The 13564-nt window shown below is 67.4% G+C and carries 12 protein-coding genes; 10 read left to right on the top strand and 2 right to left on the bottom strand.

Annotated elements, in window-relative coordinates; genetic code table 11:
• Positions 1-89: 89 nt before the first annotated feature.
• Both OMP44_RS02855 and aroC read right to left on the bottom strand, forming a co-directional pair.
• Positions 90-1253: an MFS transporter gene (locus OMP44_RS02855; protein ID WP_187979722.1), complete on the bottom strand. Its 1164-nt coding sequence runs from the start codon at positions 1251-1253 to the stop codon at positions 90-92.
• 14 nt (positions 1254-1267) lie between these two features.
• The gene (gene aroC / locus OMP44_RS02850) at positions 1268-2359 is read right to left on the bottom strand and encodes a chorismate synthase (protein WP_187979723.1); all 1092 of its coding nucleotides are present in this window, start codon (positions 2357-2359) and stop codon (positions 1268-1270) included.
• Between the two features lie 135 nt (positions 2360-2494).
• Between aroC and OMP44_RS02845 the strand changes: the two genes are divergently transcribed.
• The 10 genes from OMP44_RS02845 (at position 2495) to OMP44_RS02800 (ending at position 13547) form a co-directional block, all read left to right on the top strand.
• Positions 2495-3463: an alpha/beta hydrolase gene (locus OMP44_RS02845; protein WP_280306342.1), complete on the top strand. Its 969-nt coding sequence runs from the start codon at positions 2495-2497 to the stop codon at positions 3461-3463.
• A 43-nt stretch (positions 3464-3506) separates the two neighbouring features.
• Positions 3507-4286: a hypothetical protein gene (locus OMP44_RS02840; protein ID WP_280306340.1), complete on the top strand. Its 780-nt coding sequence runs from the start codon at positions 3507-3509 to the stop codon at positions 4284-4286.
• 145 nt (positions 4287-4431) lie between these two features.
• The gene (locus OMP44_RS02835) at positions 4432-6813 is read left to right on the top strand and encodes a penicillin acylase family protein (RefSeq protein ID WP_280306338.1); all 2382 of its coding nucleotides are present in this window, start codon (positions 4432-4434) and stop codon (positions 6811-6813) included.
• Between the two features lie 242 nt (positions 6814-7055).
• Positions 7056-8252 (top strand): CmpA/NrtA family ABC transporter substrate-binding protein, encoded by a 1197-nt coding sequence (locus tag OMP44_RS02830; RefSeq protein ID WP_280306337.1) that lies wholly within the window; start codon positions 7056-7058, stop codon positions 8250-8252.
• An 11-nt stretch (positions 8253-8263) separates the two neighbouring features.
• Positions 8264-8836 carry an ANTAR domain-containing response regulator gene (locus tag OMP44_RS02825; RefSeq protein WP_027599890.1) on the top strand — a complete coding sequence of 191 codons (573 nt, stop codon included), beginning with the start codon at positions 8264-8266 and terminating at the stop codon, positions 8834-8836.
• Positions 8837-8969: 133 nt separating this feature from the next.
• Positions 8970-10211, top strand: coding sequence for an alanine transaminase (gene alaC / locus OMP44_RS02820; protein ID WP_187979727.1), 1242 nt, complete (start codon positions 8970-8972; stop codon positions 10209-10211).
• 94 nt (positions 10212-10305) lie between these two features.
• Positions 10306-10500, top strand: coding sequence for a hypothetical protein (locus OMP44_RS02815; RefSeq protein WP_017642174.1), 195 nt, complete (start codon positions 10306-10308; stop codon positions 10498-10500).
• Positions 10500-11255: a hypothetical protein gene (locus OMP44_RS02810; protein WP_133861156.1), complete on the top strand. Its 756-nt coding sequence runs from the start codon at positions 10500-10502 to the stop codon at positions 11253-11255. The genes OMP44_RS02815 and OMP44_RS02810 overlap by 1 nt, the downstream gene beginning before the upstream one ends.
• A 123-nt stretch (positions 11256-11378) precedes the next feature.
• Positions 11379-11894, top strand: a complete 516-nt coding sequence (locus tag OMP44_RS02805) for a DUF4142 domain-containing protein (RefSeq protein ID WP_017642172.1) — start codon at positions 11379-11381, stop codon at positions 11892-11894.
• 441 nt (positions 11895-12335) lie between these two features.
• On the top strand, positions 12336-13547 hold the full coding sequence (locus OMP44_RS02800) for a nitrate/nitrite transporter (RefSeq protein ID WP_133861158.1): 1212 nt from the start codon (positions 12336-12338) through the stop codon (positions 13545-13547).
• Positions 13548-13564 lie beyond the last annotated feature (17 nt).

The following is a 13564-nucleotide window of genomic DNA, read 5'->3' as shown; positions in this document are numbered from 1 at the left end:
GAGGCGAAAAACGCTGAGGAAGCGGAGTTTACGAGAGGTAAATGAGCATTGCGACCGGGCTGGCGATCCAGGTGTTTTTCAACGAAGCATCACAGAGCGCAGGCACTTTTCGTACTGGACCTAACGGACAAGAGGATGAGGAAGGCGCCTGCCAGCGCCGCCAGGGAGGCGCCGGCAAAGGCGGCAAGGGCGCCGGACACCTGCCAGGCATAGCCAGCATACAGCGCGCCCAGCGCCCCGCCAGCCCCGGAAAGTGCCGCGTAGAGCGATTGGGCCTGGCCCTGGCGGCGGCGGTCGAAATGAGATTGCACGAACTGGATGGCGGCGGCGTGGAAGCAGGCGAAGGTGGCCGCATGCAGGAGCTGGGCGAACAACAGCACTGGCAACTGGTCGGCCAGGGTGCCCAGCAGCAGCCAGCGCCCGGCGGCGATCAGAAAGGCGCCGACCAGCAGGGTGTTGAGCGCCAGCCGCGCCAGTAGTTGCGGCATCACCAGGAAGATCAGCACCTCGGCGACCACGCCCAGCGACCAGAGCTGACCGATGACGCCGCGGCCATAACCGAGTTCTTCCAGATGCAGGGTGAAGACCGTGTAGTAAGGGCCGTGGGACAGCTGCATCAGCGCCGCGGCAGCGAAGAAGGCCAGCACCCGCGGCTGGCGCAGGGTCGTCAGGAAGGGCTCGGCCGGCGCCTCGGGCCGCTGGCCTGGATCGACCTTGACCCCTGGCACCGCCAGTGAGGCCAGCAGGATGATCGCCATCACCAGCAGCAGATAGGCCGGATAGAGATCCAGGCTGACGTATTCGAAGGCCCAGCCGAGCCCCGCCACCGCGGCGATGAAGCCGATGGAGCCCCAGAGGCGGATGCGCGCATAGCGCTGTGGCTGGTCGCGCAAATGGGCCAGGGTGATGGCTTCGAACTGGGGCAGCACCGCGTGCCAGAAGAAGGCATGGCCGGCCATGATCAGCGCCAGCCAGGCGAAGCCCTGGCCGAGGTAGATACCGGAAAAGCACAGCAGGGTGCAGGCGGCGCCGAGGCGGACGATGCTCAGCCGGCGGCCGGTGCGATCGGCCAGCCAGCCCCAGAGGTTGGGCGCCAGTACCCGCATCAGCATGGGGATGGCCACCAGCTGGCCGATGGCGGTGCCGGAAAAGCCCAGGTGGTGGAAGTACAGCCCCAGGTAGGGCGCCGTGGCCCCCAGCAGCGCGAAGTAGGCGAAGTAGAAGCCCGACAGCCGCCAATAGGGAACCGGCATCGTCCGTCCGCGGATCAGAGTTGCGGCAGGGTGGGCGTGTGCACTTTCACCTCGGCGTTCTGCGCACGGTGACGCAACAGGTGATCCATCAGCACCAGGGCCATCATCGCCTCGGCAATGGGCGTGGCGCGGATGCCCACGCAGGGATCGTGGCGACCCTTGGTGATGATATCCACCGGATTGCCATGGACGTCGATGGAGCGCCCCGGGGTGGTGATGCTGGACGTGGCCTTCAGCGCCAGGTGGGCGACGAGGGGCTGACCAGAGGAGATACCGCCCAGCACGCCACCGGCGTTGTTGGACAGGAAGCCCTCCGGGGTCAGCTCGTCACGGTGCTCGGTGCCGCGCTGGGCGACGCTGGCGAAGCCGGCGCCGATCTCGACGCCCTTCACCGCATTGATGCTCATCAGCGCATAGGCCAGTTCGGCGTCGAGGCGGTCGAAGATCGGCTCGCCCAGGCCCGGCGGCACGCCGTCGGCGACCACGGTGATGCGCGCGCCCACCGAGTCCTGATCGCGGCGCAGCTGATCCATGTAGGCCTCCAACTCCGGTACCCGGTCCGGATCGGGGCTGAAGAAGGCGTTTTCTTCCACGCTGTCCCAGGTCTTGAAGGGGATCTCGATGGGGCCCAGCTGACTCATGTAGCCACGCACCCGGATGCCCTGGGTGGCCAGGTACTTCTTGGCGATGGCGCCGGCCGCCACGCGCATGGCGGTTTCCCGCGCCGAGCTGCGACCGCCGCCGCGGTAGTCGCGCAGGCCATACTTGTGGTGGTAGGCGTAGTCAGCATGGGCCGGGCGGAACAGGTCCTTGATCGCCGAGTAGTCCTTGGACTTCTGGTCGGTGTTGCGGATCAGCAGGCCGATGGGGGTACCGGTGGTGACGCCCTCGAAGACCCCGGAGAGGATCTCCACCTCGTCCGCTTCCTGGCGCTGGGTGGTATGGCGGCTGGTGCCGGGCTTGCGCCGATCCAGGTCACGCTGCAGGTCGGCGATGTCCAGGGGCAGTCCGGGTGGGCAACCGTCGACGATGGCGACCAGCGCCGGGCCATGGCTTTCGCCGGCGGTGGTGACGGTAAACAGCGTGCCGAGGGTATTGCCGGACATGCGAGGGCTCCGCGCTACGGGTGAAAGGTATGGATTCAAATTGGCAATGGGCGATTTTACACGCGCCGTGGTCTTTTACACGGATTGTGTGCGGGATAGGCCCCCACACCCCAGCTCTCCGGTGCCCTTCCTGCCATGCGTCTGCTGTTCTCCCTGCTGCTGTGCCTCGCCCTGCCCGCCCTCGCCACGGCGGCCGATCCCGTGCTCTACCGCCCCCTCCAGCTCGACACCGGCAGCGGCGTGCTCAAGGGCAGTCTGATCCTGCCCCGCAGCGAGCGTCCGCAACCGGTGGTGCTCTTCGTTTCCGGCTCGGGCCCCATCGACCGCAATGGCAACGCCCCCGGCGCCCGCAATGCCGCCCTGCAGCGTCTGGCCGAGGCCCTGGGCCGGCAGCGGATCGCCAGCGTGCGCTTCGACAAGCGCGGGGTGGCCGAGAGTCGCGGCGCCGAGCCGGACGAGAGTCGTCTCAGCGTGGAGCGCTATGTCGACGACCTGGTCGGCTGGATCCGGCTGCTGCGCGCCGATCCGCGCTTTTCCAAGGTGGTCCTGCTCGGTCACAGCGAAGGCGCCCTGATCGCCAGCCTGGCCGCCGACCGGGTGCCGGTCGCCGGCGTGGTCACCCTGGCCGGCAGTGGCCGGCCCATCGACGTGGTGCTGCGCGAGCAGCTGGCCGGCAAGCTGTCGCCCGCCGGCCTGGCCAGCGCCCAGTGGATCATCGACCAGTTGCTGCGCGGCACGCCGGTGCCCGAGGTGCCGAAGGAATTGCTGGTGCTGTTCCGTCCCAGCGTCCAGCCCTATCTGATCTCGCTGTTCCGCCAGAATCCGGCCAGGGCCTTTGCCGGCATCCACGCCCCGGCGCTGATCGTCCAGGGTACCCATGACGTGCAGGTGGAGGTGGACGATGCCCGCACCCTGCAGCGGGCCAAGCCGGATGCCGAACTGGCGATCATTCCCGGCATGAACCACGTGCTGCGCATCGCTCCGGCGGACATTCAGGCGCAACTGCCCACCTACGACAACCCCAACCTGCCGCTAGCCCGCGCGCTGGTCGAGCGCGTGACCGCCTTCGTCGCGCGCTCAGGTTCCCCGCACCCTGGCCGATAAGCCGGCACAGGCGCCCAGGAGGCGCGCCAGCTGGAGTCCGCCCGTGGAAACCCCCGATCAAGCATCGCCGGCCGTCGAAGCCGTTCCCAATGAGCCCCATCCATGGGCCAGCCTGCCGCCGGAGCGCTTCCAGCTGCTGCGGCTGATGCCGCAGCCGGCGGATCGTCGGGTCGGCGTGCGCCCCCTGCGCTTCGTGCAACTCGGCCTGGTCGAGCGCCATGGCGACGAAGAAAGCCTGCTGCGGCTGACGGTGCAGATTCCCGGCCAGCTGCTGCACCGCGAGGTGAACGTGCTGGAGGTCTGGGTCGACCATCGCCTCGGCGAAATCCGCCTGGGCCCCGAACGCGGCCTGCAGATCGAGCCCGAGGAGCGCGGCCTGGGCCGCTTCCTGCTGGCCCGGGCGGCCGCCTGGGCGCGCTTGCGCTGGAACCACTACCGGGTGCAGGACCTGCCCCTGGCGCGCCGCGACGCCCTCGACGAAGACAGCCGCAAGCGTCGCGACCACGTGCTCGGCGCCCAGGGCTTCACCGTCGAGACGGCGGCAGACGACGAGCGCCAGCAGCTCTGCCGGGCGGCCCGGGTCAGCCAGCTGCGCGAGGACTGGAATACCGACAAGGTGCAACTGCTGTCGCTGCTGGACGGCGCCACCCTGCTGGAGCAATGCGACCGGTTGATCGACGAGCGCGATGCCAGCCTGCGTCAGCTGGAAGACCGCATCGCCCTCTATCGTCGTGATGACATCTCTTTGAGATTCGCCATCGGCTGCCTGGCGGTGTTCTGCCTGTTCCAGGCCGCACTGCTGATCTGGATGGCGCTGCGCTGAGCGGTCTGGTGCCGCGCCAGGCGCCTTTCCCGATGACCTGTCGGCAGCGCCCGGACGCCACCCCTCGCCCGAGGCTTGCTCCCCCGGTGGACCCTGCTAACGTAGCCACCCGTTCGCATCCATCCGCTCGGAGTGTCCGCTGTTCATGGTCTCGCCTCTCCCGTTTCGCTCGCGCGCGCCGCTGCGCCTCGCCACTCTCGGCCTGCTGACCGCCCTCGCCGGCTGCCAGTACTTCGCCGAGGAGCCGTCGCCCCGCGGCCAGCCGCAACTCAAGGGCAGCCTGCCGCTGCGCGGTCTGGCGCAGACCGCCTCGGTGCGCCGCAATGCCGACGGCCAGCCGCTGATCGAGACCACCACCTTTCACGATGCCCTCTTCGCCCTCGGCTACGTCCACGCCAGCGAACGCCTGGCGCAGATGGTCGAGCTGCGCCTGCTGGCCCAGGGGCGGCTGGCCGAGGCCTACGGTGAAAGCCGCCTGGACAGCGACAGATTCATGCGTGCCGTGGACCTGCGCAAGGCCGCCCAGGTGGCCTACGGCAACGCCTCGCCGCGGATGAAGACCTTCTTCGAGGTCTATGCCCGGGGTGTCAACGCCTACCTCTATCGCGCCGGCGAGCGGGTCGCGCTGGATGGCCACGACTACCGCGCCGAATACTGGAAAGCCGAAGACAGCGCCCTGCTCTTCGAACTGCTCAACTTCGCCCAGGCGGTGGACCTGCGCAAGGAAACCGCGGCGCTGGCCCTGGCCGCCCAGGTCGGTCCCGAACGCCTGGCCTGGCTCTTGCCCACCTACCCCGACGAACCTCTACCGGAAGAAGAGACCGCCAAGTTGCGCGGCCTGAATCTGCGCGGCCAGCTGCCCGGACTCGACGCCCTGCTGCAGGTCCAGCGGCAATTGGCGGCGCTCGCCCCCTTCGGCGGCCCCACCGGTACCGCCTGGGCCGCCACCCCGGGCCATACCCGCAGCGGTCGCAGCCTGCTCGGCGTCGACAAGGTCAGCGCCTTTGCCGGACAGTCGCCCTTCACCCTGGTGACCCTGAGGGCGCCGCGCTTCGAGGCCGTGGGCACCACCCTGCCCGGCCTGCCGCTGCTGCTCGACGGCTACAACGGCAAGCTGGCCTGGGGCGCCGCGACCCTGATGGGCGACAGTCAGGACCTCTACCTCGAACGCCTGCAGCGCCAGGGCGGTCGCCTGCAGGTGCAGAGCGGCGGCCAGTGGCAGCCGGCCGGCGAGCGGGTGGAGACCTTTTTCGTCCGCGGTGAAAAGCCGCGGCGCGAGACCCTCTACACCAGTCCGCGCGGTCCGCTGCTGAATCTGGCCCTGGCGCCGGACGCCAACGGCTACGGCCTGGCCCTGCGCAGCAGTCGCCTGGAAGCCGACAAGAGCCTGGACGCCCTCTTCGACCTCACCCGCGCCAAGGACGTGGAGCGCGCCTTCGAACTGGCTCGCGAGCTGCGCGCCAGTGACTGGAATCTGGTATTCGCCGATGCCGAGCATGTCGGCTGGCAGGTGACCGGCCGTTATCCCAATCGCCGCAGCGGCCTGGGGCTGCTGCCCTCGCCCGGCTGGGACGAGCGCTATGCCTGGGATGGCTACGCCGACCCCATGCTGCACCCCTACGATCAGGACCCGGCCCAGGGCTGGCTGGGCGCCGCCAACCAGCGCGTGGTGCCGCGTGGCTACGGCATGCAGCTGTCCAGCAACTGGTCGGGCCCCGAGCGCCAGGAGCGCCTGGCACAACTGGCCGGGCGCTCGGCGCGCCTCGCTACCCGCGACGCCATGGCCCTGCAGCAGGACCAGACCACCACCCTGGCCGCCAAGCTCAAGACCCAGCTCGACGCCCCCGGCTTCGCCGCGCCACTGCGCCAGGCCATCGCCGCCCTGCCGGCCACCCAGCGCCAGCAGGCGGAAGAAGCCCTGCGCCGTCTGCAGGGCTTCGACGGTCGCCTGGCCGCCGGTTCCGCGGATGCGGCGCTCTACGAGGCCTTCTTGCAGGCCCTGGCCGAAAAGACCTTCGCCGATGAATTGGGGGGCACCAGGAGCCCGGCCTGGCAGGCCTTCACCACCCTCAGCGACACCGGCTACAACGCCATCGTCGATCATCTCCTGGCCCGTGACGACAGCCCCTATTGGGATGACGTCAGCACGCCGGCCCGTGAAGACAAGCCGGCGATCTTCGCCCGCGCGCTGGCCGGGGCCGTCGAAACCTGCGAGGCCAAGCTGGGCAGTGATCGCGCCGCCTGGCAGTGGGGCCGCTTGCACCGCCTGGATGGCAATGCCAGTGGCGGCGACGGCTCGACCCTGGACCTGACCGCCAGCCACTGGGGCGGCGATGACCAGGCCTGGCTGGCGCCGGCGCTGCGTCTGGTGGTGGACTTCGGCCTGGCCGAGCCCCTGCAGGCGAGCCAGGCCGGCACCCCGGGCAAGGGCTGGACCCGCGGCCAATACCAGAGCCTGCCGTTGCAACCGCAGAATCTGGAGCGCGTCTATGGCCGTGATCGCCTGCTGCTGATCCCGCAGAAGTAATCTTCCCCTGGCAACCCGTGACTTGGCGCGGGTTTTGCCCTTTCTCTGTCAGACCTCAGCCGGCGCCCCTCCTCCCGCCGCGCCGCGGACCGCCGCAGAGGCGCTGTCCGGCAAGCGCCGTGGCCGTGAGAGCGCCCGGTGATGGTGCCGTGCCTGTCACCAAAATGGTGCAGGCTCAAGCCGAGACGTCCACAGCGGTGCACAAAGCGGTGCCTGGACGTCCGTCAGCCGCCGGAGACACCATGCCTGCCCAGCCTTCCCCCCACGCCGCGCATCTTTGGGTCGCGGGTTCGGATGCCCCGGAAAAGCCCGAGCTCAATCTGGGCTTCCTGCCCCTGAGCGATGCCGCCTCGCTGATCGTGGCGGCGACCCAGGGCTTTGGCGAACCCCATGGCCTGACACTCAATCTGCACCGCCAGCCCTCCTGGTCGGCGCTGCGCGACAACCTGCTCAATGGCCAGCTCGATGCCGCGCATTGCCTCTATGGCCTGGTCTATGGCGCCCAGCTCGGACTGGGCGGTGCCGCCGCCACGCCGATGGCGGTGCTCATGAGCCTGGCGCAGAACGGTCAGAGCCTCAACCTGGCCCGCAGCCTGACCCGGGAAGGCGTCCGGGATACGGCCTCCCTGGTCGAGCGGATTCGCCAGCCGGATGCCCGGCCGCTGACCCTGGCGCACACCTTTCCCACCGGCACCCATATCTTCTGGCTCTACTACTGGCTCGCCGCCCAGGGCATTCATCCCCTCAAGGACGTGCGTACCGCACTGGTGCCACCGCCGCAGATGCCCGAGCACCTGGCTGCCGGCCGAGTCGACGGCTTCTGCGTCGGCGAACCCTGGGGCGCTGCCGCCGTGGCGCGCGGCCAGGGCTTCACCCTGACCACCACCCAGGCCATCTGGCCGGACCACCCGGAAAAGGTGCTGGCCTGCACCGGCAGCTTCGCCGAGCGCTATCCCAACACCGCCCGGGCGCTGATCCGCACCCTGCTTGATGCCAGCCGCTTCATCGAGGAAAGTCGTGAGAATCGCCTGGGCACCGCCCAGCTGATCAGCGGCGCCGACTATGTGGATACCGATCCGGCGTTGCTCGCCCAGCGCTTTCTCGGTCACTACGAAGACGGCCTCGATGGCCACTGGGAGGACGAGCATCCCCTGGCCTTCCATCGCCAGGGCACGGTCAATCCGCCATACCTGTCCGACGGCCTCTGGTTCCTTACCCAGTTCCGCCGCTGGGGTTTGCTACGCGAGGAGCCGGATTACCTGACCATCGCCGAGGCCGTGCAATGCACCGAACTGTACCGGCAGGCTGCCACCGACCTCGGTCTGGCGGTGCCGCCGACCCGGCGCCGCAGCACCCTGTTCGACGGTCGCATCTGGGACGGCAGCGATCCGGCCGGTTACGCCCGCAGCTTCGCCATCCACGCGCTCAGCGATCACTAGGGAGAACGACCTTGCGCATCTTGCTCATCGACGACACCCCCAAGCAGGTCGGCCGTCTCAAGGCCGCGCTGATCGAAGCCGGTTTCGAGGTCATCGAGGAATCCGGCCTGACCATCGACCTGCCCGCGCGCATCGAGGCCCTGCGGCCGGACGTCATCCTGTTCGACACCCAATCACCCGGTCGCGACGTCATGGAACAGGTCTGCCTGGTCACCCGCGACCGGCCACGCCCCATCGTCATGTTCACCGACGAGCACGACCCGGCGGTGATGCGCCGGGCCATCCAGTCCGGGGTCAGCGCCTACATCGTCGAGGGCATCCAGACCAGCCGCCTGCAGGCCATCATCGATGTGGCCCGCGCCCGTTTCGAGACCGACCAGGCCCTGCGCGCCGAACTCCAGGCCCGCGAGCAGCAGTTGCTGGAGCGCAAGAAGGTCGACCAGGCCAAGGGCCTGCTGATGAAGATGCGCGGTTGCAGCGAGGACGAGGCCTATACCCTGATGCGCCGCCAGGCCATGAGCAAGCAGCAGAAGCTGATCCAGGTGGCCGACCAGATCATCGCCATGAGCGAATTGCTCGGCTGAGACAGGCCGCGCGGACCAGTCAGATTTTTTCCTCGACAAGCGCAGCGACCTGCGGCTAATGTCCGCGGCAGGTCACCTCCTGTGACCCACGTCGCTCGGACGGTTCCGGGCGCTTACGTACTTCGAGGAACGCATGACTGATTCCAGTCCCGTGCGCCGCTTTGCGCGCATCGATCGCCTGCCCCCCTATGTCTTCAACATCACCGCCGAACTCAAGATGGCCGCGCGCCGTCGCGGTGAGGACATCATCGACCTGTCCATGGGCAATCCCGACGGTCCGACCCCGCCGCACATCGTCGAGAAGCTCTGCCAGGTCGCCCAGCGCGAGGACACCCACGGCTATTCCAGCTCCAAGGGCATTCCGCGTCTGCGTCGCGCCATCTCCCACTGGTATCGCGACCGTTATCAGGTGGAAATCGATGCCGACAGCGAAGCCATCGTCACCATAGGTTCCAAGGAAGGCCTGGCGCATCTGATGCTGGCCACCCTGGATGCCGGCGACACCGTGCTCGTGCCCAACCCAAGCTATCCGATCCACATCTACGGCGCGGTGATTGCCGGCGCCCAGGTGCGTTCGGTGCCCCTGGTGCAGGGCATGGACTTCTTCGCCGAACTGGAGCGGGCCATCCGCGAGAGCATTCCCAAGCCGAAGATGATGATCCTCGGCTTCCCCTCCAACCCCACCGCCCAGTGCGTGGAGCTGGATTTCTTCGAGCGCGTGGTGGAACTGGCCAAGCGCTACAACGTGCTGGTGGTGCACGACCTGGCCTATGCCGACATCGTCTTCGACGGCTGGCAGGCGCCCTCCATCATGCAGGTGCCCGGCGCCAAGGACATCGCGGTGGAATTCTTCACCCTGTCCAAGAGCTACAACATGGCCGGCTGGCGGATCGGCTTCATGGTCGGCAATCCCGAGCTGGTCGCCGCCCTGGCGCGGATCAAGAGCTATCACGACTACGGCACCTTCACCCCGCTGCAGGTGGCCGCCATCGCCGCCCTGGAGGGCGACCAGCAGTGCGTGCGCGACATCGCCCAGCAGTACCAGCAGCGCCGCGATGTGCTGGTGCGCGGCCTGCATGAAGCCGGCTGGATGGTCGAGAATCCCAAGGCGTCGATGTACGTCTGGGCCAGGATTCCCGAGCCCTATGCCCACCTGGGGTCGCTGGAATTCGCCAAGAAGCTGCTGGCCGAGGCCAAGGTCTGCGTCTCGCCGGGGTTGGGCTTCGGTGACTATGGCGACGACCATGTGCGCTTCGCCCTGATCGAGAACCAGGACCGCATCCGCCAGGCGGTGCGCGGCATCAAGCAGATGTTCCGCGCCGACGGCCTGCTGCCCAAGGCGGCCCCGCGCAAATCCGGCGTCGAGCCGGCCTGAGTCTTCGCCGCGCCGTCGACTGGCGGCGCGGCGAATTCTTGTCAGTCCGGGTGTTCCAAGCTATAAGCGCCTAGTGCATCCCCAGGATATCGTCATGCTGAAAGGCCTGTTCAACCTGCTCAAATCGCCCTCCGCGGACGATCTCAAGCTGGCCGCGAGCATCAACAACTCCTACAAGTCCATGCGCGTGGTCGGCCGCGGCACCCTGCGCATCGATCCAGCGGAGGTCTTCGACTCCCCCGAATTCAAGGAAGACCTGGACCGCGCCCGGCGGCTCATCAACCGCTGATGTTCCTGCTGCTGCTCCTGCCGATCCTGGTCAGTGGCTTTCTCGTCTGCCACAAGCATCCGCTCTATTTCTATCGCCTGCATCGCTACGAGGGCCAGTACCTCTATCTGCAGAGCGCCCGTTTCGGGCTGTTCTGCACCCTGCTCGCCGTGATCCTGCACCTGGGCATCGCCCAAGTCCTGCAGGGCCGCCACTGGTCATGGGGCGCGCGAACCTTCTCTCTCGACTACTTCGCCGGTCTCGCCGAGCTGCTGCGCCGCACCGGCACCCTGGATGACCCGCTGCAGGCCGCCTGGATCCTGGTGGTGACGGTGACCGCCCTGCTGATCCCCGGCGCCTGGGCCGCGCTGGCGCGCTGGACCATCAAGCGCAAGTACGGCCTGAGCGAGGACAACTACCGTACCTTCATCCTCGCCGGGATCCTCAAGGACAGTCCGCTGGACGATCTGCTGATGACCGCCTCCATCAACAGGGAGACGCTGATGCTGACCCTGGAAGAGCGAAAGGTGTATGTCGGTCGTATCACTACCCTCGGCGAGCCTAGCGAAACGGAAGGGGCCGACCAGGACGTCTGCATCAAGCCGATCATGAGTGGCTACCGCGACAAGGACAAACTCTGGGTGACCTTCACCACCCACTATGCGGACAAGGGCAAGGACATCTACCTGACCCTGAAACAGAGCCAGATCGTCTCGGCGACGCGCTTCGATTTCGACGCCTACGAAGCGTTTCGCTCAAGCGTAAGCCGCACCTGATCTGGCTTCGCACGCTTTCTTCAGGGAACGTATGACTTTTTAGGCAGGTCCCATTTTGCAGGCGCGTTCACTGCCAGCCGGTGACGCCCTTCCCTTACTGCCAAGAAAATCAGGAGCACGTCCATGACGCCCATGCTGAAGAAAGCCTCCAGCCTGTCCCTCGCCATCCTGCTGGCTGCCGGTGCCGGTCTGGCCCAGGCCGCCGACAAGCTGTCTCCGGCCGAATTCGTCGACGACGCCTCGGCCAAGGGCATCGCCGAGATCGAGGCAGGCAAGCTGGCCCTGGAAAAGAGCCAGTCCCAGGACATCAAGACCTTCGCCCAGAGCATGATCGACGATCACACCAAGGCCAACGAGCAGCTCAAGAGCCTGGCCCAGGAGAAGAAGCTGAAAGTCTCCACCGACGCCGAGCTGATGGACAAGGCCAAGGCCATGATCCTGCAGGTGCGTGACGATTCCTTCGATCGCTCCTATGCCAACAACCAGGTCGTGGCCCATGAGCAGACCATCGAGATCTTCCGCAACGAAGCCAAGACCGGCGATGACGCCGCGCTCAAGGCCTTCGCCGAGAAGACCCTGCCGAAGCTGGAGCACCACCTCCAGGAAGCCAAGGCGCTGCAGACCAAGTACGCAAAGTAACAGCCAGGAGCGGCCGTATCGGCGTCCTGTCCTACCCACCCGTTCGTGGCGTTGCAGGTAGTGCACCGAAGACGGACGGAAGGTATCGAGCACGTTATCGCGGCCATGGGCCGCTCCTACAGACGCTGCTGTACCCGTAGGAGCGGCCCATGGCCGCGATCCAACCTAGCCCATACTACCTCTTCACAAGCGCCAACAAGGGGCAACCTGTCGTGACGGCGCTCAATCCTTGTGCAGCGCTTTGACCGGTTCAGACGCTGCCAATATCGCGATCCCCGGCTAACACTGGGCTTACTCAACTTGGCTTCGCTCTTGCAAAGACCTGGGTAGCGGTGGCCAACGGCGGTCACCCCAATCGACAAAGGCGTCAGTTCACCTCCCGGCAACGGGCAAGGGTGACTGGCGCCTTTTTCATGCCCGTGACGTGCCCGAGGTGCCTCCATGAGTCCCAGTTTCTGGAAAGCCGGCCATGCGCCGACCCTGTTCGCCGCCTTCCTCTACTTCGACCTGAGTTTCATGGTCTGGTACGTGCTCGGCCCCATGGCCGTGCAGATCGCCACCGACCTGCAGCTGACCACCCAGCAGCGCAGCATGATGGTGGCGACGCCCATCCTCGCCGGCGCTGTCCTGCGCCTGATCCTGGGCTTCGTCGCCGATCGACTGTCACCCAAGACCGCCGGCATCATCGGCCAGGTGGTGGTGATCCTGGCGCTGCTGGTGGCCTGGCAGCATGGCGTGCACAGCTATGAGCAGACCCTGGTGCTGGGCCTGTTCCTCGGCTTCGCCGGCGCCTCCTTCGCCGTTGCCCTGCCGCTGGCCTCCCAGTGGTATCCGCCGCAGCACCAAGGCAAGGCCCTGGGCATCGCCGGCGCGGGCAACTCGGGTACGGTGTTCGCCGCCCTCTTCGCCCCGGCACTGGCCAAGGCCTTTGGCTGGACCAACGTGTTCGGCTTCGCGCTGATCCCGCTGATCCTGACCCTGGTGGTCTTCGTGCTCTGCGCCCGCAACGCCCCGGAACGCCCGGCGCCGAAGAAGCTGGCGGACTATGGCCGCGCCCTGGGCGACCAGGACAGCTGGTGGTTCATGTTCTTCTACAGCGTGACCTTCGGCGGCTTCCTCGGCCTCGCCAGCACCCTGCCCGGCTACTTCCATGACCAGTACGCCCTGGAGCCGGTGGTTGCCGGCTACTACACCGCGGCCTGTGTCTTCGGTGGCAGCCTGATGCGGCCCCTGGGTGGCGCCCTGGCCGACCGCATCGGCGGCATCCGCGCGCTGCTCGGCATGTACACCGTCGCGGCCATCTGCATCGCCGCTGTGGGTTTCCACCTGCCCAGCGCCATGGCCGCCCTTGCGCTGTTCGTGGTCGCCATGCTCAGCCTGGGTGCTGGCAATGGCGCGGTGTTCCAACTGGTCCCCCAGCGCTTCCGCAAGGAAATCGGCGTCATGACCGGACTGATTGGCATGGCGGGCGGCATCGGCGGCTTCGCCCTCACCGCCGGCCTGGGCGCGGTCAAACAGGCCACCGGCGACTATCAGCTGGGCCTCTGGCTGTTCGCTGCCCTCGGCGTGCTCGCCTGGTTCGGCCTGCTCAGCGTCAAGCGCCGCTGGCGCACCACCTGGGGCTCGGCGGCCGTCACCGCCGCGCGGGTCTGAGAGAAGTCCGGCGGCCA

The organism is Pseudomonas flavocrustae, assembly GCF_029872515.1.
GTDB classification, from domain to species: domain Bacteria; phylum Pseudomonadota; class Gammaproteobacteria; order Pseudomonadales; family Pseudomonadaceae; genus Chryseomonas; species Chryseomonas aestiva.
The sequence above is the reverse complement of the archived record's forward strand: the minus strand, read 5'-3'. Positions and strand labels throughout refer to the sequence as shown.